Source organism: Bacillus cereus, from assembly GCF_007678085.1.
Lineage (GTDB): Bacteria > Bacillota > Bacilli > Bacillales > Bacillaceae_G > Bacillus_A > Bacillus_A cereus_BE.
This window is the reverse complement of record NZ_VEDW01000002.1, coordinates 480,163-504,242: the sequence shown is the minus strand read 5'-3', so window position 1 is coordinate 504,242 and position 24,080 is coordinate 480,163. Positions and strand designations below refer to the sequence as shown.

Here is a 24,080-nt window from a genome sequence, read left to right as displayed (position 1 = left end):
AAATTGCAAGATTACTTTTCATTCTCTAATCGATAGATTGATTCTACGATAGCTTTGAAAATAGGTGTAACTTTATTTACATTGCTATTCGTTTCTATATCCACGACAACTAAAGCATATCTTGGATTTTCATATGGAAAATAACCTGCAAACCAACGATTCACTTTCGTCCCTTTTCCTGTTTGCGCTGTTCCAGATTTTCCGGCGACACTTAGTGGTAACGACCTGAATTCTGCTCCTGTTCCTTTCTCCGTTGTTACAACTCCCCTTAATAACTCTTGTAATGTTTTCACCGCTTCATACGAAAGCTGTTTTCCACCTAATGTATGGTTTTCAAATGTATAAAATTCCGTTCCATTTTTATACATTATTTTTTCCACAGCTTTCACTTCCATCTTTTCTCCACCTCTAGCAATCGTCGCCATCATATTTGCAATCGCTAGAGGTGACATACGTACATCTTTTTGTCCAATTGCTGTTTGCGCTACCGCCTTTTTACTATTCTTATTTCCTTCACTATCCCAAATCGTAACCTCCTTCTCCTCTGGCATTTGTTCAAAATGAGTTGTATGAAATACAGAACCTCTCCATCCAACCTTATCAGCGGCTCCTAAAGCTGCTACGTACGTTTCTAACACCATCTTATCCTTTTGTATTAGCTCATTACCTAACTCTGAAAATGTCCTGTTACAGCTTCTAGCAAAGCTCTCTTTAAAACTAAGTGTACCCATCATCACTTGTGGGTGGTCTTCACCATATAAATCTTGATTACAATTAAATGTACGATTAAACACATTTTCATTTTGATCAATCACTGCTGCTGCAACTATTGTTTTAAAAACAGAACCGGGAAAATGTGGTGTTAACATTTGATTTTCAAGTGTACTTGTATATAAACGCTCATCCTGCACCTGTACAGATGGTTTGCTGACCATCGCTAAAATTTCATTTTTCTTTACATCAAGTAACACTAATCCCCCCTTCTTCATTCCGCTTGCTTCAACCACTTCTTCTGCTTTTTGCTGTAATCCGTTATGTAAAGTAGTTTGAATCGTCACTGGATAAAACGGATTTCCAGGCGACGTATATTTCGCTTGTTTTCCAAAGATCGGTTCTCCTTGTCGGTCCACTTGATACAATACTTTTGCCTCTCCATCGGTCAAAAGAAATTCATCAAATGATTGCTGCAATCCTGAAATACCAATTGGCGTTTGCCTTGAAATCTTGCTTACTTCTCCGTATCGTTTTTGAAATTCTCGTTCATTCTCCCCCACATCGCCAATTAAATGATTCATCACGCCAGTTTGTCGTAAACGAACTTCAGCTGCTACAATACCTAATACATTTAATCGATTCACCTTCTCCATCTGCTCTCGTGTCAATCGAAAGGGACTATTTCCCCTTTGCATGATAAATGCACTTTTTTTGTCTTTCATTTGACTTTCAATCTCTTGTCTCGACACACCAATGATATGCGCTATTTTCTCTAACATGTCATTTTTTATTTGTAGAAATGGAAAAACAATTAAAACAGGATACTTTTTCTCACCTATTTCCTTACCGTTCCGATCTATAAAATGGCCTCGTCCATCATCCACGGTAATGGATTGCGTCCGTTGTGTAACACTTTTTTCAATTAAATTTATCTTACGTTTTGTAAATGATTCTGTATCTATAATTTGTATTTGAATTAAACGACAAAGTAAAATAAACATGACACCTATAAAACAAATTAAAACAATTGTAATTCTCCGTTTTATTTTCATAAAAAAACACCTCGTCTATTATAGTTTGGACGGAGTGTTTCATCTTTTATACAAATAAAAAAATCACTCGCTTTTACACGAGTGATTTTTTATTATTTTACAGAGATAATTTCTACTTGCATTTCTCCACCTGGAGTTTGGATTGCTACCTTCTCACCAATTTGCTTACCTAATAAGCTTTTTGCAATTGGAGAATCGTTAGAAATTCTTCCTTCAAATGGGTCTGCTTCTGCGCTACCTACGATTGTGTAAGATTCTTCATCTCCACCTGGTAACTCTTTAAATGTTACTGTTTTACCTAATGTAACAACTGTAGATTCTTCACCGTTATCTGTGATGATAACTGCGTTACGAATCATGTTTTCTAATTGTGTAATACGTCCTTCTACGAATGCTTGCTCATCTTTTGCTGCATCGTACTCAGAGTTCTCAGAAAGATCTCCGAAGCTACGTGCAATCTTAATGCGCTCTACAACCTCTTTACGTTTTACCGTTTTTAAATCCTCAAGTTCGTTCTCTAGCTTTTGCTTACCCTCTTGTGTCATAGGGTATGTTTTTTCTGTTGCCATATTTTCCACTCCTTTTATATACCAATCCCCCGAAAAAAGAGGAGTTCCATATGAAAACTCCCCCGCTTATATGTAGAGCGGAGGTTTCTAGCACGCCTGTACTAGCGGAGTTGTCACATACAACCCCGTATTCCCAATTCTTCTTTATATAAAGAAGATATGTATGGAAAGTTGATATAAATATGCCCTCACCTATATATAGATGAGGTTGCATGTTTCATTGTATTCGATAGGAAGGGAAAAAATCCCTTCCTACCGTATATCTTTTACTATGCTATTACAAATTTACTTTTTGTTCAAGAATTGTTGCAATTTTTGTGACCATAATATCAATTGCAACATGGTTTTGTCCACCTTCTGGGATAATAATATCCGCAAATTTCTTAGAAGGCTCAATAAATTGATTGTGCATTGGACGTACAACACTTACGTATTGATCAATAACTGAATCCATCGTACGACCGCGTTCTTTAATATCACGCTGCATGCGGCGTAAAATACGAAGATCTGCATCTGTATCAACGAATAGTTTAATGTCCATTAACTCACAAAGACGTGGGTCTTCTAAAATAAGAATTCCTTCTAAAATGATTACATCTTTCGGCTCAACTGGAATAATTTCTTCTGAACGCGTATGCAATGTATAGTCATATACAGGCTTATCAATTTGCTCATATGCAAGCAACTGCTGCAAATGTTCAATTAACAGATCATTATCAAACGCAAGCGGATGATCATAATTTGTTTTTAAACGCTCTTCCATTGGTAAATGGCTTTGATCTTTGTAATAATAATCTTGCTCCAAGATTAAAATAGAATGACCTTTAAAATGGTCAAAAATCGCTTTCGTTACACTCGTTTTACCTGATCCCGAACCACCAGCAATTCCAATTACAACAGGCTTATTCGTCCCCATTCGACTACCACTCTTTCTTATTGAAGTATGCTTTTGCGCATCATATTATTCACATACACTCGTTGATCCACTTTGAATTTCACGATTTGCAACGGATGTCTCGCTGCATCTAATTCGTTTCCATCCTCATCCCAAATTTTCTCCACCGTTTGCGTAAAGTTTTCTATTTCTGGTCCAAAGAACTCCACTTCATGTCCTGGTTTGAAATGATTACGTTGCTCAATCGTTACGATGCCCGTTTCTTCATTATAATCTAACACTAAACCAGCGAAATCATACGTTGTTTTCTTACTATGATTTCCAAACATTTGCTCTTGATGTCCTGGAACCCCTTCAAAGAATGCAGGAGCTGTATCACGATTTGCACATTTATCAAGCTCATCTAACCATTCTTGTTTAAACTCAAAGTTATCAGGATCCGCACAATACGCATCAATTACTTTACGGTATACCGTTGCTACAGTCGCTACGTAATGAATTGATTTCATACGTCCTTCAACTTTTAAGCTATCTATTCCAATTTCAATCATTTTCGGAATTGATAAGATTAAATTTAAGTCTTTTGGACTCATTGCAAAGTGAGCATCTTCTTCTTGGAATAGAGGAAGCTCTTTTGCATCTTTATGTTGTGATACTGTTTGAACTAAATCATAGTCCCAGCGACAAGATTGACAACAACCACCACGATTAGAGTCACGCGCTGTCATATGGTTACTTAACGTACATCTTCCTGAATAGGCGATGCACATTGCACCATGGACGAATGCTTCAATTTCAATATCCACTTTTTCTTTAATTTCTTTCATTTCTTCATAGCTTGCTTCACGAGCTAATACAAGACGATGTAAACCTTCTTCTTTCCAATACTGTGCTGCTTTCCAGTTGGATAGTGATTGTTGTGTACTTAAATGCACCTCAACAGAAGGCGCCACACGTTTACAAGTCTCAATAATAAGCGGATCAGCAACGATAATTCCCGTTACGCCAGCTTTTTCAATCCCTTTTAAATATTCCTCTAGCCCGTCCATATTTTCATTATGTGCAAAGATATTTGTTGTTACATATATTTTTGCTCCATATTTCTTTGCAAATTCCACACCTTCCGCCATTTCTTCCAGTGTAAAGTTACCTGCATTCGAACGAAGACCAAATTCTTGTCCACCTAAATATACAGCATCTGCCCCGTAATGGATAGCTACTTTTAATTTTTCTAAGTTACCCGCAGGGATTAACAGTTCAGGTTTCTTCACAATAACGCGTTTGCCATCGATTACTCGTGAAATTTCTTGTACAGTCATTTCCTACACCCTCCTCGTTTAGTAAACCGTCTCTTTAAAGAAGAATCCCGTATCTAACGGACGATTTACTGGTTGCATTGCTTCTATCTCTTTATATAAATCGTCTTTCACGTCATAATACGCATCACGATCTTCTACACATAAATCAATTGCTTTACGATATTTCTTCGTTACCTCAATAATGTATGCAGAGCTTTTTAGTACACCATCAACTTTTAAGCTATCGACTTCAGCATCAATTAGCTCTTCTAACTCATCAATGAAACAAATATCGTTTGGACTCATAATGTGAGTACCATTTTCATCTTCATAAATTGGATATTTATTGTTACGCTCTGGGTCATATAAGAACATATTCTCTTCATATTTTTTCTTTTCAATGTCAAGATTACGTCCTTGATATTCAAAGTAGTTTCCTACTAATGAACGCTTCGATTGGAACATACAAGTCATACCGTGAATTTGTACTTCAAGTTCCACTTCAGCATTTTCTTTTAATTCAACAATTTCATCTAAGCTAAGCTCACGAGCTAATACAGCACGTTTGGCTCCTCTTTGTCCCCAGTAGTTACAAGTAAACCAGTTTGTTGCTGTTGTTTCTGTATTCCAGTGCAATTGCATATTTGGCGCTACTTCACGAACCGCCATTAATACTGCTGGATCTCCGAAAACAATTGCATCTACATGGACTTCGTTTAAAAATGCAACATAGTCTGTTAATTCTTCTACTTTATCATTGTGGAACATAGCGTTCATTGCTACGTATACTTTTACACCATTTTCATGTGCAATCTTCACAGCTTGTTTCACATCTTCACGTGAAAATTCCCCTGCTAAACGTAAACCAAACTTTTGCTCACCGATCATTACCGCATCTGCTCCTGCTTTCGCAAGAGGTTCGATATCCGCCACTACTTTTGGCGTTACTAACAATTCAGGTTTCTTCATACCTTGGTCACCCTCTCTTTTTACTAACAGCTACTCCATCACCAATTGGGAAAATCGTTGTATCATATCCTTCATGATTCATAAGCCATTCATTGTAAGTCTTAATACGACGGATTAAACCACGTGTACGTCTGTTTTCAATTTTCTCTTTAGTCGTTACAAGGCCATGGTACATAACATTATCTGAAATAATTACGCCACCAGGATTTAATAACGGTTCATATAAGTCAAAAAAGCGACGATATTGTCCTTTTGCTGCATCAATAAAAATAACATCAAATGTTCCATGTTCTTCTACTTGCTCGCCTGTTTCTAACGCATCACCGTAAATAACGGAAATACGCTCTTTAACTGGTGAACGTTCTATATATTCAAGTGCTTTTTCATATCGCTCACGATTGCGTTCAACTGTCACAATGCGAGAATTTGGAATAGCTTGCATCATACGAATACTAGAATAGCCAATTGCTGTACCAAGCTCTAAAATGCTTTTTGGTCCAATTAAACGTAAAAATTGCAACATAAATTCCATTCCAAGTCGATCCATAATCGGCACATGATTTTCTTTCGCATAGTCTTCCATTTCAAGAATTAATTTATCTTTCGGATCAATAAATGATAATAGGTACTCGTTAACTGCATCCTCCATAATGGTCCTCCTTATTTACATGGAGAAGTGCCTCTATGACGTCTTTTCACACATAGAATGCAATAAAAATACAAGCCAGCTTTACCCTTAGCTTGTACGTCCCGTTTTGATATTAAAAACGATTCTTCTGCCAGTTTTTAACCCGATATATTTTACCACAAAAAAGAGGGATGTGCGACATTTTTCGCTATCCCTCCCCATTTCACTGTTTTTTCGTAATATATTTTTGCTTTAGTGCATTATGCTCTTCCAATGTTTTCGCATAGTAGACTTCACCAGTTGGTGCAGCTAAGAAATAATAATAATCTGTTTGCGCAGGCTCCAACGCCGCTTCCACTGAATGTTTACCAGAGTTTGCGATTGGACCAACCGGCAATCCTTTCACAACATACGTATTGTACGGTGAGTTTATCTTTAAATCTTCGTATAATACACGTTGTTTATGCTTTCCAAGTGCATATAATACCGTTGGATCAGTTTGCAGTGGCATACCTTTCGCTAAACGATTGTAAAAGACACTAGAGATTTTTTGACGATCTGTAAAGCCTGTTGCCTCTTCTTCAATAAGTGAAGACAATGTTAAAAGCTGATGAACATCCCAGTTTTTCGCTTTCATCTTTGCCTCGTTTTGAACAATGATTGCATTCGTTTTCTCAAGCATCGGAATTACAATTTCTTCTAACGTCGTATCTTTTTTATAGAAAGAGTACGTCGCAGGATATAAATAACCTTCTAATGGATATTTAATATTGCTATCAAAGATTTTATCCGTTAATAACTTCGGATACTTTTGCTGCATTTTTTGAATAAATGCTTTATCGTTCAATTGACGTACAACATCATCTTTATTCCACTTTAATTCGTTTGCAACCGTTTCTGCAATTTCAGTTACTTGTGCACCTTCTTTTATCGTTACTTTATAAAGAGCTGGACGATGAACGTTACCAGATGACATTTGTTCGATAACATCTGAGGCACTCATTGAAGGATTTAATAAATATGTACCCGCTTGTAAATTTTTCGATTTAGCCTTTGTATAAAAACTAAAAACTGTACCGTTTTTCACAGCACCTTTTTCTTCTAAAATCTCACCAATTTTACTAGTAGATGATCCTTTTGGAATTTCTACTTCAATCTCTTTTTTATTTCCGCTATCAACTGGTCCTAATGCAGATGAAATATACGCATAGACTGAACCACAAACTAAAAGCAGTGCAATAATCGAAAATAAAAAAAGACGTCTACGCTTTTTTTTCACTTGATTCTCTATCAACACTCTTCCTCCTTATTCAATTGTAGACCGTATGTACATCTTTCTATACAACACGATATAAAAACACAATAAATTTATTTATCTTTTTGAGATAGACATTTTATTTTTCTACAATCCGTCTCATTATACTACAAAGGATTACACAGTTTCGACAAAAAATCTTTCATTTTGCATATAAAAAAAGATGGACTATATATCGTCCATCTTTTCAGTACTTATTATTCAGCTTCTTGCTCATCAGCTAGAGTGTTGAACATTTCTTGTACCATTTCCCACTCTTCTTCAGATTCGATTGGAAGTAAACTTCCGCCCTCTTCTTCATTTTGCTCATAAGCCATTGCATCATAAATTGGGTCTCCATCTTCGTCTACTTCACCGATTGGAGAGAAGACTACGTATGATTTTTTGCCAAATTTTTCAGCATCAAAAGTGAAAATAATTTCACATAAATGTTCGTTACCTTTTTCGTCTACAATTGTAATTTGATTTTCTTCCATTTTGGTCACCTCTTATTTACTATCTAAAAATCCTTGTAAGATTACGACTGCAGCCATCTTATCGATTACTTGCTTTCGCTTCTTACGGCTTACATCAGCTGAAATGAGCAGACGTTCCGCTGCCATCGTTGACAAACGCTCGTCCCACATTACAACGTCTAATTGTAACAGCTCTCGTAGGTTTTCTGCAAATTGTTGGCACGCTTCACCACGCGGGCCAATTGTACCATTCATATTTTTAGGTAAACCTACTACTATTTTGTCCACATTGTACTGCTTTACTAATTCAGAAATACGGTCAAAACCGAAGTGACCTCGTTCTTCATTAATTTTAATTGTTTCTAATCCTTGTGCTGTCCAGCCCATTTCGTCGCTAATTGCAACTCCGACTGTTTTTGTACCTACATCTAAACCTAATATCCGCATAAACTACTCCTCACGATGATGTTTCAAGTAAGACTTCACAAGCTCTTCAATTAACTCATCACGTTCAAGCTTGCGAATGATGCTTCGTGCATCTTTATGGCGAGGTATGTATGCTGGGTCTCCACTTAATAAATAACCGACGATTTGGTTAATCGGATTATAACCTTTTTCTTGAAGTGCATCATACACAGTTAAAAGTACATCATTTACATGGACACTCTGTTTTTCATCTTGAATGCTAAACTTCATTGTTTTATCAAAACCGTCCATTTCAAGCACCTCACTTATATAGTAAGTATAGGGAGAAGAACTTCTCCTCTCCCTACCATTGTACACTACTATCTCTTTATTTTGAAACAGATTTAACGTACTCTTGTACAAATGCTAAAGCTTCCTCAACTTGCGCTGGGTTTTTACCGCCCGCTTGTGCCATATCAGGACGGCCACCACCGCCGCCGCCACAACGAGAAGCCACTTCTTTCACAAGTTTACCAGCATGGTATCCTTGGTTAATTAAATCTTTCGTTACGCCAGCTAAGATGTTTACTTTATCATCATTTACAGACGCTAATACGACAACTGCAGACTCTAATTTATTTTTCAGGTCATCCATCATCGTACGTAAGTTGTTCATATCTGCAACATTTACTTTTGCCGCTAATACGTTCACGCCATCAACTGTCATTACTGAATCAGTTAAGTTTCCAGCTTCAATATTACTTAATTTCGCAGCAAGAGATTCGTTTTCTTTTTGAAGTTGTTTTACTTCAGCAAATAAACCGTCAACTCTTGTTAAAATATCTTTCGGGTTTGTTTTCATTTTCCCTGCTGCTTCTTTTAATAAACCTACTTGATCGTTCATTAATTCGTAAGCAGATTTGCCAGTTACCGCCTCAATACGACGAGTTCCTGCACCGATACCAGACTCAGCAACGATTTTGAAAATACCGATAGAAGCTGTGTTATCAACGTGACAACCACCGCAAAGCTCTAAGCTATAATCGCCTACTTGTACAACGCGTACAACATCACCGTATTTTTCACCGAATAATGCCATTGCGCCCATTTCTTTCGCTTCTTCGATTGCTTTTTGAGAAATCTCAACATCAATACTTTCCCAAATTTTCTCGTTTACCATACGCTCAATTTTTTCTAATTCGTCAGCTTGTACTTGACCGAAGTGAGAGAAGTCAAAGCGTAAACGTTCAGAAGTTACAAGAGAACCTGCTTGGTTAACATGCGTTCCAAGTACATCTTTTAATGCTTGGTGTAGTAAATGAGTTGCTGTATGATTTTTCACAACGCTACTACGGTTTTTCGTATCGATAATAGCTTTCACAGCCGCATCTTTCGTTAATGTACCTTCTTCCACAACAACTTTGTGTAAGTTTTGACCATTTGGTGCTTTTTGTACGTCTTTTACAAGAACTTTCACACCGTCAGCAAGTAGGTAACCACGGTCTGCAATTTGTCCGCCGCTCTCAGCATAGAATGGTGTTACATCAAGCATTAATTGTCCTTCTTCGCCAGCTTGTAAGCTGTCTGTGTATTCGCCGTTTTTCACAAGTGCAACAACGTTACTTTCTGTTGCAACTGTACCGTAACCAACGAACTCGCTCGCTACTTTCACTTCTCCAAGGACACCGCCTTGAACTTGCATAGAATCAACGTCTTGACGAGCAGCACGTGCGCGCTCACGTTGTTTTTCCATTTCACTTTCAAAGCCTTCCTGATCAACTGTCATACCAGCTTCTTCTGCATATTCTTCCGTTAATTCAATTGGGAAACCGTATGTGTCATATAGACGGAACGCATCTACTCCAGAAATAACAGTTGTTTTTTCTTCTTTTGCTTTTGTGATAACTTCAGCTAAAATTGCTTCACCATCATGAAGTGTTTCATGGAAACGCTCTTCTTCGTTTTTCACAACTTTTGCGATGAAATCTTTCTTCTCAAGTACTTCTGGGTAGAAGTCTTTCATTACTTCTCCAACAACCGGCACTAATTCAAACATGAATGGACGGTTGATGTTTAATTTCTTCGAATAACGAACCGCGCGACGTAATAAACGACGTAATACATAACCACGGCCTTCGTTAGATGGAAGAGCACCGTCACCCACAGCGAATGTTACTGTACGGATATGGTCAGCAATTACTTTAAACGCCATATCTTTTTCTAAGTCACCATTACGATACTTCTCACCAGAAATTGATTCTGTTGCGCCAATCATCGGCATGAATAAGTCTGTGTCAAAGTTTGTAGGTACATCTTGAACGATAGATGTCATACGCTCTAGACCCATCCCTGTATCGATGTTTTTCTTAGGAAGCGGTGTATATGAACCGTCTGGATTATGGTTAAATTGAGAGAATACAAGGTTCCATACTTCTAAGTAACGCTCGTTTTCTCCGCCTGGATATAATTCTGGGTCACTAAAGTCATTACCATAAGCTTCTCCGCGGTCATAGAAAATCTCTGTATTCGGTCCACTTGGTCCTTCACCGATATCCCAGAAGTTTTCTTCTAAACGGATGATACGCTCTTTTGGAACACCCATTTTTTCATTCCAAATTGTGAATGCTTCTTCATCTTCTGGATGGATTGTAACTGATAGTAATTCTTTATCGAATCCGATCCATTTGTCGCTCGTTAAGAATTCCCAAGCCCAAGTAATCGCTTCTTCTTTAAAGTAATCACCGATTGAGAAGTTTCCTAACATTTCAAAGAATGTATGGTGACGAGCTGTTTTCCCTACATTTTCAATATCGTTTGTACGAATTGATTTTTGAGCATTTGTAATACGTGGATTTTGCGGGATTACACGTCCATCAAAATATTTTTTTAATGTTGCTACACCACTGTTAATCCATAAAAGAGATGGATCCTCATGTGGAACTAGTGATGCACTAGGTTCTACTGCATGTCCTTTTTCTTGGAAAAAGTCTAAAAACATTTGACGAATTTGTGCGCCTGTTAGTTGTTTCATTGTATTTTCCTCCTTAAATATAAAAAACTCCCGCCCCTATAAAAGGGACGAGAGTTAACTCGCGATACCACCCTAATTATGAATTGATTATTATACAAATCAATTCATCACCTCATGGTGCCGTAACGTGGCAAGACGGCAGTGATTAGCTGCTCTCAGGATTAGCTTTCTGTTACCCTTCATTTAAAGCTTCTTTCAGCCATATGGAAGCTTCTCTCTATAAATGGACTGTAACGTACTTGTTCCGTCATTGATTTAATGTATTATATGACTAAATATAATAGAATTCTCTTAAGTTTGTCAATGTAGATAATCATTTATATTATATCAATTGCTTATTAAGCATAGCTATTCTACTATTCATTCTTAACAGCCTTTTCATATATTATGCATGTATGAATAAATGGTACTACCTCTACGGACTTTTCTGAACATTTCATTTTCGTTATAATTAAATTATCAATAATAAAGGAGCAAAAACGCCCTTTCAGCAATCAAATTATATTTATGTATGATAATGAATGGAAAAAAATAAAACATATTCAAACAAATGATGTAGGCACTCTCGTTCAACAAATACACGGGCAACTCTTAAGATAAGGAAAGCCCTCTACCTTTATAGGTAGAGGGCTTTCCTATTACACATTTTCTTTTTTCCAAAGAGGTCTTACATGAACGATCACTGTACGAATGACTGCTAAAATTGGAACTGATATTAATAATCCTACAATTCCTGCCACTTCTCCTCCAACTAGTAATGCAAGCATAATAATTACAGGATGCATACGAAGCGACTTACCAACGATGTAAGGTGATAAAATGTTACTTTCCAAAAATTGCAAAATAACAATCGTAATTCCCGCCTTAATAAGTAAACTCGTTGATACCGTTGCCGCAATCATTAATGTCGGGATTGCTCCTAAAATAGGACCGAAGTACGGGATTATATCCGTTACCCCAATAATAATGCCGAGTAATAATGGATATTTCATACCGATAAACCAAAAAGAAAGAACAGATACGCCTCCTAATACTAAGCAAACGAATAACTGTCCTCGAATATAACTTCCGAGTGACTTGTCAATTTCTTTCGCCAGCATTTGCCCAGTACTCCGCCACTTACTCGGAACTAGCTTCCAAAAGATATGATAAAACTCACCGTAATCTTTTAATATGTAAAATACAATGAACGGTATTAAGAAAATAATAAGCAGCGAATCCAGTACCCCCCGAGCTGTACTCATTACTTTATTTAAAAGTGATTGTATCTTCGTTTCTACCCCAACAAAAATTTGTTTCACCTTTTCATGAATAAATGACGGGAAATTCGCCGTCTGTTCTGTAACGCCATCCATCCAAGAATCATACATTTTTGTAAACTGCGGGAATTGTTCATTGATTTCTTGTAATTGCTTAATCACAACTGGCGTTCCTTTATAAATGCCATAACCGATTCCGCCAAAGAAAAGGATGTAAATGAGCAAAATAGCGAGTGTGCGTGGCATCCCTTCTTTATGAATTTTTTCAATTAAAGGATGCAATAAATACGCAATAAAGCACGCAATAAGAAACGGCGTAATTGCCACTTTAAACACAAAAATAATCGGTGCCCATAGCGGTTTAATTTTTAAAAAGACGAGCAAACAAAGAAATACGAGTAACAATAACCCTAAACGATATATCCAAATGATTTTAAGATTCTTCACACGAAAAACCTCCTCCACCTTTATTTTGAAAATAAATAGGGTAGGTTATGTGCAAAAGTTTTAAAATCTTTTCGTGCAGACCATACTGTTTTGTAAAGACGTACATATACATAACATAATAAGGACAACCACCCCTAAGAATGCAACATGGAACAATATGATCAGGAGGGCTCATAATGGTTTTATTTATGCTCGTATTATCAGCACTTTTTATGATTCTTGAATGGGTTTGTATCGGGTTTGGTATTTGGAAAGGTTTCTTTATTCGTTCCTCACGAAAAGAAAGAGCGAAGCAATTATTTCATTACGGAATGCTTGGCGTTGGATGTTACGGCCTATCTTATCTCTTCTCTGAAATTGGACTTTTATATTTGCATACAAGCGCATAAAAAAACTCCCTTATCATGAAGGGAGTTTTTTGCGCTTATAGATAAGATTTAATCATCTTACGTGCTTTTTTCATATTGCGTTTTGAAAATACATCTTGCTTGCGAGCATATTGGTATGCTGCCGCTCCAACACCTAATGCGATTAATGAATTGCGTAGATTCAAAGTAAATCCCCCTTTTCGTTATCCGATCGTTCTTTCGTTCTCATCAAATAAATCATCAAGAGAGCTTAATGAACCATCTTCCTCTACTTGATGCGTATGGATTTTCCCCTTTGAAACCGATAATTCGATATAACAATTCCAGCAATAAAATTGGTTGACACCTATTTTTCCAATGTCTTTCCCTTTGCAATTTGGACAAATGAACATATGGCTTTCATCTCCTTACAGTCTCCCAGATTCTATTCGCCATTATGTCCAAACCGCATTCATTTATACATTGCTGGAGCCTTTCAACGTTATACGTTTGAAAGTTTCACTATATAATTTCACCTTGTTACATGAAATCATACGGTGAAATGTTTTCCACGTCCATTTCCTCGCCATTAACTGTTACCATCTGTACTTCTCCTTGTGATTCTTGCAAGCGACTCGCTAAAGTCGTTTGACGCATTGCATCATCAAGACGATTTACACCAGACTGGAAAGCTCCTTCCTCCCCGCAAATAATAAGGAACTTCTTACTTCTTGTAATACCAGTGTAAATTAAATTACGACGTAACATACGATTGTAACTTTTTACTATTGGCATAATTACAATCGGAAACTCACTACCTTGCGATTTATGAATCGAACAGCAATAGGCATGTGTAATTTGATTTAAATCTGGCTTTGTATACGTTACTTCAATTCCATCAAATGAAACGATAATCATATCTTGTTGTTCAACGTTCTCTTTCGCATAAAACACCGAAACAATCTCTCCGATATCACCATTAAACACTTGGCTCTCCGGCTGATTAACGAGTTGCAATACTTTATCTCCTCGTCGGTATACAACATCACCGTAAGCAATTTCTTTACTCTTTTCCCTTTTCGGATTAAACACTTCTTGCAACGCTTCGTTTAGTACGTTAATACCGGCAGGTCCACGGTACATCGGGGCCAGTACTTGTACATCTCTTGCGCTAAACCCTTTTGTCTTAGCATTTTCACAAACCTTCTTAACAACCTCAACAATTTGAGCTCCTGTACAGCCAATAAATGAACGATCTTTTTGATTTTGCGCTAAATCTGGCGGGAGCGTCCCATTTTTTATTGCATGGGCGAGTTGAATAACGGATGACCCTTCCGCTTGACGATAAATTTCAGTAAGCTTTACTGTCGGAACTGCACCTGCATTTAATAAGTCTTTCAACACTTGTCCAGGGCCTACAGATGGTAATTGATCTTCATCGCCTACAACGATAACTTGAATATTAGTCGGCAATGACTTAAACAGCTGATTTGCAAGCCAAATATCAACCATTGAAAATTCATCAATAATGAGTAATTTCCCTTGTACCGGATCCGTTTCATTACGCTGGAAAGACCCTTCTGGCGTCCAGCCAAGTAAACGGTGAATTGTACAAGCTGGAAGCCCTGTTGATTCACTCATTCGCTTCGCTGCTCTTCCTGTTGGGGCAGTTAATAATATCGGAAAGGGATTATCATCACTGTATTCATTCGGATTTAACGATAATCCGTGCAGTGATGCATACATTTCAACAATTCCTTTAATAACTGTGGTTTTCCCTGTTCCTGGTCCACCTGTCAATAACATTATCGGCTTATGAAGTGCCGTTTGAATCGCTTCTTGCTGAAGCGGTGCATATTGTACGTTCAGTTGTTCTTCAATTTGACCTAACGTTTTTAACACTTCTGCTTCAGGAAATGAAGGTGTTTCTTCTTGATTCATGAGTCTGCGAATAGACTTTACAACACCTTTTTCAGAGTAGAATAACGATGCTAAATACACTCGTTCTTCTTCTATGATAACTTTCCCTTCACTTTGCATCATTTCAACGCAACCTACAATATCTTCCTCTGTCACTCTTCCTTCTTGATTATTTAAAAGTGACATCGTTTCTCTTACGAGTTGATCTTTCCCCATATAAACGTGACCAAGTTGTAATGATACATTTTCTAACGTATAAAAACACCCCGCACGTACACGATCATCATGATTACCCGATATCCCTAACGCACGTCCTATATCATCCGCTCTTCCAAATCCAATCCCGTCCACTTCTTCAATAAGCTGATATGGATTATTACGAATCACTTCTAATGTCATCTCTTTATATTGTTGATAAATCTTAATAGAAAGCTTCGTTCCAAAACCGTAGCCATTTAAAAAGCTCATTACTTTCTCTAGCCCTTGATGTTCAACAATCGTCTCATATATTTCCTGAGCTTTTTGTTTGTTGACAACACCATTTAAAGCATCAGGATCATCCATAATTTTAGAAATGGCATGTTCCCCGAGATGGTCCACAATTTTTTCAGCTGTACGCTTTCCTATCCCTTTAAATAAATCACTCGCTAAATATTGCACCATACCAGCTTTTGTTTGCGGTAATTCTTTCTTGAATGTTTCAACTAAATATTGTTTCCCATACTTCGGATGGTCTTTAAAATGCCCTGTCAATGTAAACACTTCATCTTCATGCATGCGGGGAAAATGACCGTTTATCATCACTTTTTTTTCGTCGTACGTTTCATTCGTTTCAATGACTTTCATACTGACAACGGAATAGAGGTTTTCTTCGTTGTGGAAAATGGTATGAAGAACTTGCGCTTTTATAAACTTTTTCTCTTCCTCAAACAAATCCATTGCATGTTGATTTCCCATCTTTCCTCTCCTTTCCGGTTTCGTTTCACTTTAATGAGCAGTACATCCCCCACCTATTTAGATGAGGGATAACTACCCATTAACTATATTTTCATCTTATTCAGCTTCTTGCTCTAATAAACGAACACCATTACCAGCTAAAAAGTGATCTGGTTGAATTTCAGTTGCTTTCTTAAATAAAGCAAGAGCTTTCTCGTTATCTTCTTCAAATACGTAAGCAACACCTAAATTATAATACGCATCTGCATGCTCTTCATCCATTACTAATACCTTTTCAAAATAAGGTTTCGCCTCTTGAATATGTTCTAATCGTGCAAAGCAAAGTCCGCACTGGAACACAGCTTCTACATCGTTTTCATCTAATTCTGTTGCTCTTTGTAAAAATGGCAGTGCAAGACGATCATTTCCAAGTTGCACATGTGTAATCCCTAACATAAATGTTACATCAGCTGATTGTAATCCTGCCTGCATCGCTTGTTCAAATACAGCTTTAGCCTCTGCAAATTGCTCTTGACCGTAATACACATTTCCTAATCCATAATAAGCAGCCGCAGATTTATCATCTAACTCTAATGCACGTTTATAAAATAAAATTGCTCTTTCACTATCACCTAGTACATCTAATAAGTTCGCAAAATTAATGTATCCAAGCGCATCTTTCGGATTTTCTTCGATTGCCTCTGTGAAATTTCTAGCAGCTTCTTCCCAGTTTCCTTCTTGCATATATTGAATACCTGTTTCAAGTTTGTTTGACATGTCCTTCACCTCTACAATAAATTATAACAAAGAATGTATTTTCCAAGCGAACGAAAATTCGCTTTATGTAAAAGAAACCTCTAACCGCGAATCGGCAGAGGCTTCTCGTTTTATCCTAAATAATCCAATTTCTTACCGTTACGGTACACTTCATCAATTGTAGCACCACCTAAGCACTCATCTCCATCATAGAAAACAACTGCTTGTCCTGGTGTAATAGCACGAATTGGCTCGTCACAAAGAATACGAACTGTATTTTCATCAACGATTTGAACCGTTACTTTATTGTCTTCTTGACGATAACGGAATTTCGCTGTGCACTTAAATTCTTTTTCTTTCGCTTCATTACTTACCCAGCCAATATTCGTAGCAATAACTTCATCACCATATAGAAGCTCGTTATGGAATCCTTGATCAACATATAAAATGTTTTCTTTCAAGTTTTTCCCAACAGCAAACCACGGATCACCGTTACCACCAATACCAAGGCCATGACGTTGTCCAATCGTATAGTACATTAAACCGTCATGCTTCCCTTTCACTTCACCAGATAATGTTTGCATCACACCTGGTTGTGCTGGTAAATAGTTACTTAAGAAATCTTTAAAATTACGCTCACCAATGAAGCAAATACCTGTACTATCTTTCTTCGCAGCTGTCGCTAAACCAGCTGCTTTCGCCATCTCACGAATTTGTGGTTTCTTTAATTCACCTAACGGGAACATTGTTTTTGACAATTGCTCTTGGCTTAATTGATTTAAGAAATACGTTTGGTCTTTATTGTCATCAACGCCGCGAAGCATTTTATATTCGCCGTCCATATAAGCAACGCGTGCATAATGACCTGTCGCTACATAATCAGCACCAAGCGCAATTGCATGCTCTAAAAATGCTTTAAATTTAATTTCTTTATTACACATTACATCTGGGTTTGGTGTACGACCAGCTCGGTACTCATCTAAGAAGTACGTAAATACTTTATCCCAGTATTGTTTTTCAAAGTTTACTGCATAATACGGAATACCAATTTGGTTACACACTTCAATTACATCATTGTAATCTTCTGTTGCTGTGCAGACACCATTCTCATCTGTATCATCCCAGTTTTTCATAAAAATTCCGATTACATCATAACCTTGCTCTTTTAATAAAAGAGCTGCTACAGATGAATCGACGCCACCGGACATCCCGATGACAACGCGTGTTTCTTGAGGTAGTTTGTTCATCATGTCACCTCCCATGCTAATTTTGTGTTAATCGCTTCACGATTTTCACTGTTTCGTACGCCGCTTTCTCAATTTGCTCTTTCGTATTTCCAAGTCCGAAACTAAAGCGTACGGATGAACGTATTTGATCGGAGTCTTTTCCGAACATCGCTACTAATACATGTGATGGATCAATCGAACCAGCTGTACATGCCGAACCACTTGACACTGCAATGCCAGCTATGTCTAAGTTCACAAGAAACGGTTCAATGTTCATTCCTGTAAAACTGATATTAAGCACATGTGGTAAGCGATATTCTAAGTTTCCGTTTACCTCGAAAGTAATGTCTTCATTTTTGAAGACAGATACCATTATATCTTTAAACTCTTCATATTGGGCATTTTTTTGCTCACGAGTTTTTTCAGCTAACAAAATTGCTTGCTGTAAACCAACGATACTCGGTACATTTTCAGTACCAGCACGGCGTTTTCTTTCTTGCTCCCCGCCTATTAATAACGGTTCAAATTTCACATTTGCACCAGCGTATAGGAACCCGACACCTTTTGGCCCATTAATTTTATGAGCTGAAATCGATAATAAATCAATACCGAACTCTTTCACATCAATTTCTACTAAACCATAAGCTTGTACTGCATCTGTATGGAAATAAGCTTGATGCTCTTTTAGCAACTTCCCTATTTCCACAATTGGTTGCATCGTCCCAACTTCATTATTCCCAAACATAACAGATACGAGAATTGTCTCTTCTGTTAATGCATTTTGTATGTCAGAAACTTGAACGCGCCCTGTTTCATCGACAGGTAAATATGTCACTTCAAATCCTTCACGTTCTAACAGTTCACACGTATGCAAAATTGCATGATGTTCAATTTGCGTCGTTATAATATGGTTACCTTTATGACGGTTCGCACGCGCTACACCGATAAGTGCTAAATTATCAGCTTCTGTACCACCGCTCGTAAATATAATTTCATTCGGATTCGCATGAATGCTACGCGCACAAGCGCGTCTCGCCTCATCTACCGCATGGCGCGTTTGACGTCCATAAAAATGAATACTAGACGGGTTTCCGAATGTTTCTGTCATATATGGAATCATCTTTTCGACCACTTCTGGGTGAGTCGGAGATGTCGCAGCATGATCTAAGTAAATGCGTTCCATTAAATCTCCTTCTTTCCAAATCGTTTCACAAGGAATTAAATGTAAAACATATAGCCCCCATGATTTTCTTCCTCATAACGTACTAAATCTTCTAACGTTGTACTATCTAAAACTTCTTGCACCGCATCACGAACACGCATCCATAATTGGCGTTGTGCTGGTTCTTCTTCTTCTATCATTTCTACAACACTAATTGGACCCTCTAATACACGGATTACATCCCCAGCTGTAATGTTAGCTGGCTGATCTGATAATACATATCCGCCATATGCCCCGCGCGTACTCTTTACTAGACGAGCGTTACGAAGTGGTGAAATTAATTGCTCTAAGTAATGTTCCGATAAGTCATGTGCCTGCGCAATTGATTTTAAGGAAATTGGACCTTCACCAAACTTTTTTGCAAGATCGATCATAATTGTTAAGCCATAACGGCCTTTTGTTGAAATCTTCATCTATTTTGCACCTCTTTTCAAATTTTCACTTCTATTGGTTATATCTTATTTATAAAAGAACACAATTTAAAATCCTATGAAATTATAGCATAATATAGTATTATAAGAAATTTCAACTTGTGTATCAAAATGATAACATAAAATCACATTGAAAAACTCGGAAATTATTACAATTGAAAGAAAAATGAAAATATTTATATTCATTTTTCCCATAAAACAGCATCCTATTTCAAATTCCACTAAAAAAAATGATACGATAGAAAGAGATTATACTTTAAGGGAGACGGTAAAAAATGAAACAACCACTCGCACATCGAATGCGCCCTACAAATATTCAAGAAATTATCGGACAACAACATTTAGTTGGTGAAGGAAAGATTTTATGGCGAATGGTCCAAGCAAATCATTTTCAATCTATGATTTTATACGGCCCTCCAGGCACTGGAAAAACATCCATTGCGAGCGCAATTGCAGGAAGTACCGGAACCCCTTTTCGCCTATTAAATGCTGTTACTCATAATAAAAAAGATATGGAAGTTGTCGTACAAGAGGCAAAGATGCATCGACACCTCGTTTTAATTTTAGATGAAGTACACCGTCTAGATAAAGCAAAACAAGATTTTCTATTACCTCATTTAGAAAGCGGACTCCTTACCTTAATTGGTGCAACAACGAGTAATCCGTTCCATGCTATTAATTCTGCTATTCGAAGTCGTTGTCAAATCTTCGAATTACACGCATTAACAGAAGATGACCTTTTAATTGGTTTAAAACGAGCACTTGAAGATAAAGAAAAAGGCCTTGGGGAATATGATGTAACTGTTACGCCTGAAGCATTACATCACTTCGCAAATGCTTCAGGCGGAGATATGCGTTCCGCTTATAACGCACTTGAACTAGCTGTTTTATCTAGCTTTACAACAGATGACAAAACTGCGGAAATCACGCTAGAAATTGCAGAAGAATGCTTACAAAAAAAGAGCTTCGTTCACGACAAAGGTGGAGATGCTCATTATGACGTATTATCAGCATTTCAAAAATCAGTACGCGGAAGTGATGTAAATGCAGCACTTCACTATTTAGCACGTCTTATTGAAGCTGGTGATTTACAAAGTATTGGTAGACGTCTTCTTATTATGGCATATGAAGATATCGGACTTGCCAGCCCGCAAGCTGGACCACGTACACTAGCAGCTATAGAATCAGCTGAACGAGTTGGATTCCCAGAGGCACGCATACCACTTGCAAATGCTGTTATCGAACTTTGCCTATCACCAAAATCAAACTCAGCTTATAAAGCACTTGATGCTGCATTACACGATTTACGTAACGGTCAAACAGGCGACATCCCAAGTCATTTAAAAGATAGTCATTACAAAGGTGCAGAATCACTTGGAAGAGGCATTGGATACTTATATCCACACGACCATCCAAATGGCTGGGTACAACAACAATACTTACCTGATAAAATTAAAAACAAACAATATTATAAACCGAAAACGACAGGGAAATTTGAGCAAGCACTTTCTACTGTATATGAAAGATTACAAAGTTCGAAGCATACAACTAAAAAAGGACCTTCACTCTAAAATTGAAGGTCCTTAACTAATATATTAAACCAACACATCTTCAACAGTAATTAAAGATAGCTCATCTTCAGTTATATTCTCTATCGGAGCAATTACTAATCTATTCGCCTGATTTGTAATTGTCTGCTCAAAAACATTCCTCATTAAACGTGCATTTGAAAAGTTATCATTTCGATTTGTAAATTGTTTTTTCGCATATGTGTATACTTTATCTAAAGCCTCTTGGTCTACACAATAATTCTGCTCCACACACATCATTTCAAATATTTGAACCAGCTCTTGCGGGAGATAATCATCAAACTGAATATACTTATTAAAACGAGATTCCAATCCTGGATTACTTTGAATAAACGATAACATTTTATCGGGATATCCTGCTACAATTACAATCAACTCTTCTCTATAGTCTTCCATTCTTTTTAAAATAGTGTCAATTGCTTCTTTTCCAAAATCATCATTAGATAACGTATAGGCCTCATCAATAAATAAAACACCACCAATCGCTTTCTTTATTACCTCATCTGTTTTAATCGCGGTCTGTCCTACATATCCCGCAACCAAACCAGCTCGATCCACCTCTACTAAGTGTCCAGAAGTTAATATCCCTAATTTCCGATAAATCTGCGATAAAAGTCTTGCAACCGTTGTCTTTCCTGTTCCTGGATTACCAGTAAAAACAAGATGCCTAGACATAGCAACTGTTTTCATTCCCTTACTACTTCTCATCTGCTGGATTTTAATTAAATTTACTATGTTTTGTATATCTTGCTTCAATTGCGGCATCCCTATTAATCTATTTAATTGCTCCATTAATTCCTCAAATGTGTAATCTTGTACTGTACTTTCCACCTGTCCAATTGTGACAGTGGTTTCCTCTACGCTTTCACCACTAACTACAAACTCCTCTAAAATAGCTATCATAGAGGCTTCTAAAATTTCAACACGACCGTCGTGAATCATTTTAATGTTGTCATTCATAGCAATCCAATAAAACTCCGTCCCTATATATTCCACAGCTCTAATAAATGCCTTCGATACCTCCCCTACCTCAATTCCAGTTCTTCTAAAGGTTAAAAAATCTATGTTAGTAATTTGCACTAAGTACCCTTGTATCAAATCTGGTATATCTGCTGTTTCCGTAATTGCCATAGCCATATCGTGTAACATACTCTCTGTATAGTCTTCATCAAACAAATAATTAAAATGATCTACATGCTCTTCCGTAACAAACTCCATGCTCTGCAAATGGAGCCAATAATATTTAAAGATTTCTTTCCCACCATCATCTAACACACTTAAAATATCTGTGAATCCTGTAAATTCACCATTTTCGAAATAAGAATTCAATAAATCACGATAACTTTCTAAAATAGAAATTGTACTATCTAACATTTGCCTCGTTTCATAAATCCCCATATGCACTTCTCCTTTTTAGGTACTACAAAATTATACCTTTACACAATAAATTCTAAATATTATTATTATTATTTACATTATACATAAAAGTAGATTTTTTTACATTGGACCAATAATTTTTCTATTACAATTATCCTATTTCACTGTATAACAACTTATAATTCGGGAAATATAAGCGAAAACGTCACCATTATGGAGGCTTCGCTTATGAAAACACGTCAAGATGCATGGACAAAAGAAGACGATCTCCTTTTAGCAGAAACTGTTTTACGACATATTCGTAGCGGCAGTACACAAATAAAAGCATTCGATGAAGTCGGCGATACATTAAACCGCACTTCAGCAGCTTGCGGATTTAGATGGAACGCTGAAGTAAGACCGAATTATGAAGATGCGGTGCAACTTGCAAAAAAACAACGTAAAGAATTAAAACGCTCTGAAGCTAAAATAGAAAAAGAGCATTTCACGAAAACGAAACAAATCATAATTGATGCCGAGTTTTCAGAAGATACTGTGCCAAGTAAACAAGAACTTACTATGCAAAATGTCATTTCATTTTTGCAAAACTTAGAGCATACCAACCCTTCACTCGCAAAGTTACAAACTGAAAATGAAGTATTACAAGCTCAGCTCACATCCTTAAAAAAGACGAATCATGAACTGGAAGCAAAATTAGCGGTACTCTCAAAAAAACAACAAGCAATCGAAGAAGATTATGCAATGCTTGTTAGAATTATGGACCGTGCCCGAAAACTCGTTTCAGTTGAAGAACAAGAAGAACAGATTGCTCCAATTTTCAAAACAGATCAAAATGGAAATTTAGATATTATATATTCTGCAGAGAATTAAAAACAGGGCTGTCACTTTTTTGACTGAGTGACATCCCTTTTTGTTTCTTTAGTGGAGAGTATAATATGTATGTGTCGGTAAATGAAATTATATTGACGATTTTTCAAATATATCTATCGTATCTCAAAATATATCAATGATTCGACAAGGAATATCGATTTACCGACACAAATTGACGAAATATCCCTCCCTATCATACAAGAAAACTCTCAATATATATTGGATATTTTTTACTAAAATGTTATTATAAACATATATTTTTTAAAGGAGATGGTTACTATCTCATTAATAGTCTTCAAAATAACACTCGGTGTTCTCGTCCTAACTTTAGCTCTTTTCACCATTAACAGTTTAAAAAAGACATCCGCC

At 36.9% G+C, this 24,080-nt stretch carries 23 protein-coding genes, 1 pseudogene and 1 other annotated feature; of the genes and pseudogenes, 4 read left to right on the top strand and 20 right to left on the bottom strand.

The genetic code is table 11. From position 1 onward, the window contains the following. Positions 1 to 11: 11 nt before the first annotated feature. From FS742_RS11705 to alaS, 11 genes are all read right to left on the bottom strand, one after another. Positions 12 to 1,766, bottom strand: a complete 1,755-nt coding sequence (locus FS742_RS11705; protein ID WP_144612477.1) for a peptidoglycan D,D-transpeptidase FtsI family protein — start codon at positions 1,764 to 1,766, stop codon at positions 12 to 14. Between the two features lie 92 nt (positions 1,767 to 1,858). Further along, positions 1,859 to 2,335, bottom strand: coding sequence for a transcription elongation factor GreA (greA, locus tag FS742_RS11700; RefSeq protein ID WP_000179964.1), 477 nt, complete (start codon positions 2,333 to 2,335; stop codon positions 1,859 to 1,861). A 277-nt stretch (positions 2,336 to 2,612) separates the two neighbouring features. Beyond that, positions 2,613 to 3,251, bottom strand: a complete 639-nt coding sequence (gene udk, locus FS742_RS11695; protein WP_000537079.1) for a uridine kinase — start codon at positions 3,249 to 3,251, stop codon at positions 2,613 to 2,615. A 17-nt stretch (positions 3,252 to 3,268) separates the two neighbouring features. Continuing rightward, complete coding sequence (locus FS742_RS11690) at positions 3,269 to 4,549, bottom strand: peptidase U32 family protein (protein WP_000217970.1); 1,281 nt, start codon at positions 4,547 to 4,549, stop codon at positions 3,269 to 3,271. Positions 4,550 to 4,567: 18 nt separating this feature from the next. Continuing rightward, on the bottom strand, positions 4,568 to 5,497 hold the full coding sequence (locus FS742_RS11685; RefSeq protein WP_144612475.1) for a peptidase U32 family protein: 930 nt from the start codon (positions 5,495 to 5,497) through the stop codon (positions 4,568 to 4,570). Between the two features lie 7 nt (positions 5,498 to 5,504). After that, entirely contained in the window at positions 5,505 to 6,146 is a 642-nt protein-coding gene (locus FS742_RS11680; RefSeq protein ID WP_000389094.1) for an O-methyltransferase, read from the bottom strand. Positions 6,147 to 6,348: 202 nt separating this feature from the next. After that, positions 6,349 to 7,419 carry an endolytic transglycosylase MltG gene (gene mltG, locus FS742_RS11675; RefSeq protein ID WP_048562244.1) on the bottom strand — a complete coding sequence of 357 codons (1,071 nt, stop codon included), beginning with the start codon at positions 7,417 to 7,419 and terminating at the stop codon, positions 6,349 to 6,351. A 218-nt stretch (positions 7,420 to 7,637) separates the two neighbouring features. Beyond that, positions 7,638 to 7,916 carry a DUF1292 domain-containing protein gene (locus FS742_RS11670; protein WP_000392245.1) on the bottom strand — a complete coding sequence of 93 codons (279 nt, stop codon included), beginning with the start codon at positions 7,914 to 7,916 and terminating at the stop codon, positions 7,638 to 7,640. A 12-nt stretch (positions 7,917 to 7,928) separates the two neighbouring features. After that, the gene (ruvX, locus tag FS742_RS11665) at positions 7,929 to 8,342 is read right to left on the bottom strand and encodes a Holliday junction resolvase RuvX (protein ID WP_001221193.1); all 414 of its coding nucleotides are present in this window, start codon (positions 8,340 to 8,342) and stop codon (positions 7,929 to 7,931) included. Between the two features lie 3 nt (positions 8,343 to 8,345). Then, complete coding sequence (locus FS742_RS11660; RefSeq protein ID WP_000348590.1) at positions 8,346 to 8,612, bottom strand: IreB family regulatory phosphoprotein; 267 nt, start codon at positions 8,610 to 8,612, stop codon at positions 8,346 to 8,348. A 76-nt stretch (positions 8,613 to 8,688) separates the two neighbouring features. Beyond that, a complete protein-coding gene (alaS, locus tag FS742_RS11655) occupies positions 8,689 to 11,331 on the bottom strand; it encodes an alanine--tRNA ligase (RefSeq protein ID WP_144612473.1) in 2,643 nt (880 codons plus the stop codon). 40 nt (positions 11,332 to 11,371) lie between these two features. Further along, positions 11,372 to 11,591: a binding site (T-box leader), on the bottom strand. Between the two features lie 66 nt (positions 11,592 to 11,657). Here alaS and FS742_RS28280 point away from each other — a divergent pair. Next, positions 11,658 to 11,931, top strand: a pseudogene (locus tag FS742_RS28280) (PH domain-containing protein). Positions 11,932 to 11,969: 38 nt separating this feature from the next. Here the strand turns inward: FS742_RS28280 and FS742_RS11650 are convergent. Continuing rightward, on the bottom strand, positions 11,970 to 13,037 hold the full coding sequence (locus FS742_RS11650) for an AI-2E family transporter (RefSeq protein WP_144612471.1): 1,068 nt from the start codon (positions 13,035 to 13,037) through the stop codon (positions 11,970 to 11,972). Between the two features lie 176 nt (positions 13,038 to 13,213). Here FS742_RS11650 and FS742_RS11645 point away from each other — a divergent pair, with 176 nt between their 5' ends. Continuing rightward, positions 13,214 to 13,426 carry a hypothetical protein gene (locus FS742_RS11645; RefSeq protein WP_000242555.1) on the top strand — a complete coding sequence of 71 codons (213 nt, stop codon included), beginning with the start codon at positions 13,214 to 13,216 and terminating at the stop codon, positions 13,424 to 13,426. Positions 13,427 to 13,461: 35 nt separating this feature from the next. Here the strand turns inward: FS742_RS11645 and FS742_RS11640 are convergent, their stop codons facing one another. The 7 genes from FS742_RS11640 to cymR form a co-directional block, all read right to left on the bottom strand. After that, a complete protein-coding gene (locus tag FS742_RS11640; protein ID WP_001053553.1) occupies positions 13,462 to 13,590 on the bottom strand; it encodes a YrzQ family protein in 129 nt (42 codons plus the stop codon). A gap of 18 nt (positions 13,591 to 13,608) precedes the next feature. Next, on the bottom strand, positions 13,609 to 13,797 hold the full coding sequence (locus FS742_RS11635) for a hypothetical protein (protein ID WP_000469281.1): 189 nt from the start codon (positions 13,795 to 13,797) through the stop codon (positions 13,609 to 13,611). Positions 13,798 to 13,924: 127 nt separating this feature from the next. Continuing rightward, on the bottom strand, positions 13,925 to 16,261 hold the full coding sequence (gene recD2 / locus FS742_RS11630) for an SF1B family DNA helicase RecD2 (RefSeq protein ID WP_144612469.1): 2,337 nt from the start codon (positions 16,259 to 16,261) through the stop codon (positions 13,925 to 13,927). A gap of 96 nt (positions 16,262 to 16,357) precedes the next feature. Continuing rightward, positions 16,358 to 17,017, bottom strand: a complete 660-nt coding sequence (locus FS742_RS11625; RefSeq protein WP_144612467.1) for a tetratricopeptide repeat protein — start codon at positions 17,015 to 17,017, stop codon at positions 16,358 to 16,360. A 110-nt stretch (positions 17,018 to 17,127) separates the two neighbouring features. Next, entirely contained in the window at positions 17,128 to 18,243 is a 1,116-nt protein-coding gene (gene mnmA, locus FS742_RS11620; protein WP_144612465.1) for a tRNA 2-thiouridine(34) synthase MnmA, read from the bottom strand. Between the two features lie 16 nt (positions 18,244 to 18,259). Further along, entirely contained in the window at positions 18,260 to 19,405 is a 1,146-nt protein-coding gene (locus FS742_RS11615) for a cysteine desulfurase family protein (protein WP_144612463.1), read from the bottom strand. Positions 19,406 to 19,440: 35 nt separating this feature from the next. Then, positions 19,441 to 19,857 carry a cysteine metabolism transcriptional regulator CymR gene (gene cymR, locus FS742_RS11610; protein ID WP_000704116.1) on the bottom strand — a complete coding sequence of 139 codons (417 nt, stop codon included), beginning with the start codon at positions 19,855 to 19,857 and terminating at the stop codon, positions 19,441 to 19,443. Positions 19,858 to 20,150: 293 nt separating this feature from the next. Between cymR and FS742_RS11605 the strand changes: the two genes are divergently transcribed. After that, positions 20,151 to 21,446 carry a replication-associated recombination protein A gene (locus FS742_RS11605; protein WP_144612461.1) on the top strand — a complete coding sequence of 432 codons (1,296 nt, stop codon included), beginning with the start codon at positions 20,151 to 20,153 and terminating at the stop codon, positions 21,444 to 21,446. A 24-nt stretch (positions 21,447 to 21,470) separates the two neighbouring features. On the opposite strand, the gene FS742_RS11600 is transcribed toward FS742_RS11605, so the two are convergent. Next, positions 21,471 to 22,862, bottom strand: coding sequence for an AAA family ATPase (locus tag FS742_RS11600; RefSeq protein WP_144612460.1), 1,392 nt, complete (start codon positions 22,860 to 22,862; stop codon positions 21,471 to 21,473). Between the two features lie 207 nt (positions 22,863 to 23,069). Here FS742_RS11600 and FS742_RS11595 point away from each other — a divergent pair, with 207 nt between their 5' ends. After that, positions 23,070 to 23,711, top strand: coding sequence for an RsfA family transcriptional regulator (locus tag FS742_RS11595; protein ID WP_088084364.1), 642 nt, complete (start codon positions 23,070 to 23,072; stop codon positions 23,709 to 23,711). Positions 23,712 to 24,080: the final 369 nt, after the last annotated feature.

Excerpts from the sequence above, each read along its gene's own strand:
- FS742_RS11705 (WP_144612477.1), bottom strand. The coding sequence starts at position 1,766 with ATGAAAATAAAACGGAGAATTACAATTGTTTTAATTTGTTTTATAGGT.
- greA (WP_000179964.1), bottom strand. The coding sequence starts at position 2,335 with ATGGCAACAGAAAAAACATACCCTATGACACAAGAGGGTAAGCAAAAG.
- udk (WP_000537079.1), bottom strand. The coding sequence starts at position 3,251 with ATGGGGACGAATAAGCCTGTTGTAATTGGAATTGCTGGTGGTTCGGGA.
- FS742_RS11690 (WP_000217970.1), bottom strand. The coding sequence starts at position 4,549 with ATGACTGTACAAGAAATTTCACGAGTAATCGATGGCAAACGCGTTATT.
- FS742_RS11685 (WP_144612475.1), bottom strand. The coding sequence starts at position 5,497 with ATGAAGAAACCTGAATTGTTAGTAACGCCAAAAGTAGTGGCGGATATC.
- FS742_RS11680 (WP_000389094.1), bottom strand. The coding sequence starts at position 6,146 with ATGGAGGATGCAGTTAACGAGTACCTATTATCATTTATTGATCCGAAA.
- FS742_RS11670 (WP_000392245.1), bottom strand. The coding sequence starts at position 7,916 with ATGGAAGAAAATCAAATTACAATTGTAGACGAAAAAGGTAACGAACAT.
- ruvX (WP_001221193.1), bottom strand. The coding sequence starts at position 8,342 with ATGCGGATATTAGGTTTAGATGTAGGTACAAAAACAGTCGGAGTTGCA.
- FS742_RS11660 (WP_000348590.1), bottom strand. The coding sequence starts at position 8,612 with ATGGACGGTTTTGATAAAACAATGAAGTTTAGCATTCAAGATGAAAAA.
- alaS (WP_144612473.1), bottom strand. The coding sequence starts at position 11,331 with ATGAAACAACTAACAGGCGCACAAATTCGTCAAATGTTTTTAGACTTT.
- FS742_RS11645 (WP_000242555.1), top strand. The coding sequence starts at position 13,214 with ATGGTTTTATTTATGCTCGTATTATCAGCACTTTTTATGATTCTTGAA.
- FS742_RS11635 (WP_000469281.1), bottom strand. The coding sequence starts at position 13,797 with ATGTTCATTTGTCCAAATTGCAAAGGGAAAGACATTGGAAAAATAGGT.
- recD2 (WP_144612469.1), bottom strand. The coding sequence starts at position 16,261 with ATGGGAAATCAACATGCAATGGATTTGTTTGAGGAAGAGAAAAAGTTT.
- FS742_RS11625 (WP_144612467.1), bottom strand. The coding sequence starts at position 17,017 with ATGTCAAACAAACTTGAAACAGGTATTCAATATATGCAAGAAGGAAAC.
- mnmA (WP_144612465.1), bottom strand. The coding sequence starts at position 18,243 with ATGAACAAACTACCTCAAGAAACACGCGTTGTCATCGGGATGTCCGGT.
- FS742_RS11615 (WP_144612463.1), bottom strand. The coding sequence starts at position 19,405 with ATGGAACGCATTTACTTAGATCATGCTGCGACATCTCCGACTCACCCA.
- cymR (WP_000704116.1), bottom strand. The coding sequence starts at position 19,857 with ATGAAGATTTCAACAAAAGGCCGTTATGGCTTAACAATTATGATCGAT.
- FS742_RS11605 (WP_144612461.1), top strand. The coding sequence starts at position 20,151 with ATGAAACAACCACTCGCACATCGAATGCGCCCTACAAATATTCAAGAA.
- FS742_RS11600 (WP_144612460.1), bottom strand. The coding sequence starts at position 22,862 with ATGGGGATTTATGAAACGAGGCAAATGTTAGATAGTACAATTTCTATT.
- FS742_RS11595 (WP_088084364.1), top strand. The coding sequence starts at position 23,070 with ATGAAAACACGTCAAGATGCATGGACAAAAGAAGACGATCTCCTTTTA.